Raw genomic sequence first — 3,494 nt, 5'->3', positions numbered from 1 at the left:
TTCTTCGCGGTCGTCGCGGTCGGAACGACGGCCGTAGCCGGCTGTCTCGACTTCGCGGCCGGCGACGGAGCACAGGGTCCCGACGGGACGCCCGCGACCCTCTCCTGTCCCGACGGGGGGTTCGTTCGTCTCGACGCCCCGTTCGACGAGCCGATCGAGACGCGAACCGTCGAGACCGACGACACACGCTTCGAGCTCTCGACGGAGGCCACCTCGGAGACGTACGGCTCGACGCTCCGGCTCGTGTTGCGGAACAGCGGCGGGGCGACCGCCAGAACGGAGGGGGAGTACGCGTATTCGATCCAGCGCCGGACGGACGAGGGCTGGCTCGACGTCCGGGGAGCGACCGGCGGCGCTCCCGCGACGCTCCCGCGCGAGGAACGCCCGCTCGACCCGAACGGGACGTACAGCTGGTCGCTCCGCCTGAACGAGGAGTCGTTGACGTCGGCGGTTCCCGAGCGCGAGCTCGACGTCTGCCCGCCGCTCGGTCCCGGTACGCACCGGTTCGTCTACTGGGGGATCGTCGATGCCTCGCCCGTCGGCGTGGAGTTCGAGCTCGTCGGTTGAATCGCCCCCGAAGCCAATCGCGGGGTTCCCCGCCCGGCGGTCGGTCGTTGCTGCCGCTCCACCGAGGCGTCAGAACCCGATCCACTCGGAGGGCTGCCCCATCCGCCCACGGACGCGGAACTGGCGCTCGTCGTCTTCGACGCGCGTCTCCACCACGAGCTCGAACGGTTCGTGGAGCGTGTGTATCACCTGTTCGTCGTGTGTCGTCGATCCCACGACCCCAACGAACGGCCAGTCCTGCCCGGAGGCCTGCGAGGTCATCACGCGAGTGAACCGGAAGATCCGTTCCGGCTCCCAGTACATCAACAGCTCCGACAGCGAGTAGACACCGACCGCGCGGGAGAGCCCGGCCGAGGACTCGACGACGTCAGTGAACTTGATCCCGATCTCGGTCAAGTCGCCCGGGCTTCCGACGTACTTCGTGGTCGGGGTGTCCGCGGGCTTGTCGCCCTGTTGGTGCGTGACACAGTCGATAACGATCACGTCGTCGGCGCTGCCGCCCGTGGCGCGTGCGTAGTCCGTACGGACCTTCTCGGCCGTGCGGCCGGTCGAGACGAGGATGGGCGCGTCCGACCACGCGGCGAGAAGGCGGTTGAACAGGTCGTACTTCCCGCTCATCGGGGGGCCGCTGATGAGCACGCTGTCGGCGTCGAGGACAGCCTCGGGAAGCACGCTCATATGTCCCACCTGAGGGCGAGTCCGGTAAAACCCTTCCGAGGGATCACTTTCGGAGGAACGACGGGAGGTCAAGTGACGACGGAGGCCCGTTCCGCGGTCGCTCCGTGAGAGTCAGTTCGCTGAGGGCTCCGGGAAGCGCCGCCGGCACCGGCGGGCGGCGAGGCGTCCCCGCGGCGTCGACGAGCTCCTTCCACACCGCCTCGGGCTCGTCGACCGGCGCTTCGAGCGCCTTCGTCCGTCCCTCGTCGTAGGCGAGCTCCACCAGGCTCCGGTCGTACGCGCTCGGGAACGCGGCTAGGACGCGGTCGAGCTCGGTCGGTCGGTCGCTCCCACAGCCCGCGGCGACGCCGAGCGCGAACGCCCGGTCGACTGCCTCCCCGCGGTCGAGCTCGGCCTTCTCCCAGTCCGTGCCGAAGGTCCGATCGTACATCAGTGGGTCACCGTCGCCGCCCCACCGACACGAAGTCCACCGTCGGTAAACTCGACGTCTTGGATGTCGGTATCGATGTCCGCTCCACGCATCTTCAGCACCTGTAGTCCGCGGCGCATCCCGTCGTCCTCCAAGTAGTTATGCATGAACACGACACCGTGTGCGAGGTAGTGCTCCTCGGAGTACGCGCTCGGATCGGTCATCTCGGAGATGAGGAGCGTGGTCGCGTCGGTTCGTTTAAGCGACGAGAGGAGTTGGATCATGGTGTCCTCGTCGTCGTCGAGCAGGAATCGCAACAGCATCGTCGAGTCGAAGACGATGCGGTCGATGTCGCGGGAGTTGATGAACCCAGTGAGTCGATTAGCGACGCCGGACCGATCCCGGCGTTCGCCGGGCAGTCCGAAGAACCGACGACCGTCGGCCGAGAAGGAGTCCAAGAACGTGATACGGTCGGTTTCCAGGGCGCGGTCGAAGCCGAAATCGTAGCCGCCCATATCGCGTTTGATCCCCGCTTTGGTCTCGTGCATGCTGACGTACAGCACGTCGTCCCCGTTTCGGGCCCCCTGCGCGGCGAACTGTGAACAGAACGTCGTCTTCCCACTGCCGGGCGGGCCGCTTACCACGTACAGTCGATCGGCTGGGAACCCGCCGTCGACCACCTCGTCGAAGCCGGGGACCCCACTGGAGACGCGCATACCTGGATCCTCGCGGGTTTCCGCATAAGCCTTGCCGCCCGGTTTTCAGCGGTGAGAACGCCGAGTGATCGTCGAGTCGCCTCGGCCACACGCAAAAGCGCCCGATTCGAGTTAGGCTGTCGTCGACTCGTCGACCGGGACATCGGTGCCCTCGCCCCCGTCGACTGCGGGATCGACCCACACGACGAACCGGTCGTCCGACTTGACGATCCCGTTGATCCCCTGATCGTCCGTGGTCGTGCCCTCGTCGACGTCCTCGACACCGACGTCACGAACTTGGAACACCTCATCGACGATCCACCCGACGGTGCCGCCCTCCGAGAGCCGGTCGTCGTCGAACACGACGATCCGCTCTCGGGGGCCCGTCCCCTCGATATCGAACAGCGTCTTGGGGTCGACGATCGTCGTCGTCCGTCCGCGGAGGTCCATCACGCCCTCGACGTGGTCGGGTGAGTTGGGGATCCGCGTGAGCTCGCCGGCGTCGACGATCTCGTCGATGACGCCGATGTCCAAACAGTACGTTCCCTCGCCGAGGCCGAACTCCAGTACCTTCGTGAGCTCGGCGTCCGTCTGTATGGCTGCCATACACGACGGTGTGTGGAAACGACTCATAACCGTGTCCCCTGAATTATCACCGGTGATTACTGGGTCCGTGGGTTTATGCCGATTCTGGGCGGTCTCTCGGACATGAGTAGGACGACGGATCGACGCGGTGGGCGGGGGCACGCTCCGCGGGTGGTCGTCGTCGACGACTCCCCGTTCATGCGGGGGCTGATCGCCGACCTCCTCGACGACGCCGGGGTGGCGGTCGTCGGCGAGGCCGGCGACGGCGCGGAGGCGCTCGAAGTCGTCGCGGAGACGCGACCGGACGTAGTGACGATGGACGTCGAGATGCCCGGAATGGGCGGACTCGAGGCGGTCGAGCGGATCATGGCCGAGACGCCGACGCCGATCCTGATGCTGTCGGCACACACCGACGACGGGGCGGCAGTAACGTTCGAGGCGCTCGAGCGCGGTGCGGTCGACTTCTTCGCGAAGCCGGGTGGCGAGGTGTCTGCCGGCGTCTCCCGCGAGGCTGACCGGCTCGTCGCTGCCGTGCGGTCGGTGGCGGACGCCGACCTCGA

The 3,494-nt window shown here is 67.1% G+C and carries 6 protein-coding genes; 2 read left to right on the top strand and 4 right to left on the bottom strand.

Going from position 1 to position 3,494, the window contains the following annotated elements:
* Positions 1-567, top strand: a 567-nt coding sequence (locus ACFQEU_RS13150) for a hypothetical protein (RefSeq protein ID WP_379782867.1), incomplete at its 5' end; no start/stop codon positions are given.
* A 69-nt stretch (positions 568-636) separates the two neighbouring features.
* Here ACFQEU_RS13150 and ACFQEU_RS13145 read toward each other — a convergent pair.
* From ACFQEU_RS13145 to ACFQEU_RS13130, 4 genes are all read right to left on the bottom strand, one after another.
* Entirely contained in the window at positions 637-1,245 is a 609-nt protein-coding gene (locus ACFQEU_RS13145) for a DUF7504 family protein (RefSeq protein ID WP_379782865.1), read from the bottom strand.
* A gap of 43 nt (positions 1,246-1,288) precedes the next feature.
* Positions 1,289-1,675: a hypothetical protein gene (locus ACFQEU_RS13140; protein WP_379782863.1), complete on the bottom strand. Its 387-nt coding sequence runs from the start codon at positions 1,673-1,675 to the stop codon at positions 1,289-1,291.
* Positions 1,675-2,370: an RAD55 family ATPase gene (locus tag ACFQEU_RS13135; protein ID WP_379782861.1), complete on the bottom strand. Its 696-nt coding sequence runs from the start codon at positions 2,368-2,370 to the stop codon at positions 1,675-1,677. Before ACFQEU_RS13135 ends, ACFQEU_RS13140 begins: the two co-directional genes overlap by 1 nt.
* Before the next feature lie 111 nt (positions 2,371-2,481).
* On the bottom strand, positions 2,482-2,955 hold the full coding sequence (locus tag ACFQEU_RS13130) for a chemotaxis protein CheW (RefSeq protein WP_379782859.1): 474 nt from the start codon (positions 2,953-2,955) through the stop codon (positions 2,482-2,484).
* Between the two features lie 102 nt (positions 2,956-3,057).
* Here ACFQEU_RS13130 and ACFQEU_RS13125 point away from each other — a divergent pair.
* Positions 3,058-3,494: response regulator (locus tag ACFQEU_RS13125; protein WP_379782857.1), on the top strand; the 437-nt coding region annotated here is incomplete at its 3' end.

It is taken from the genome of Halorubrum tibetense (assembly GCF_042661865.1).
Taxonomy (GTDB): Archaea; Halobacteriota; Halobacteria; order Halobacteriales; family Haloferacaceae; genus Halorubrum; species Halorubrum tibetense.
The sequence above is the reverse complement of the archived record's forward strand: the minus strand, read 5'-3'. Positions and strand labels throughout refer to the sequence as shown.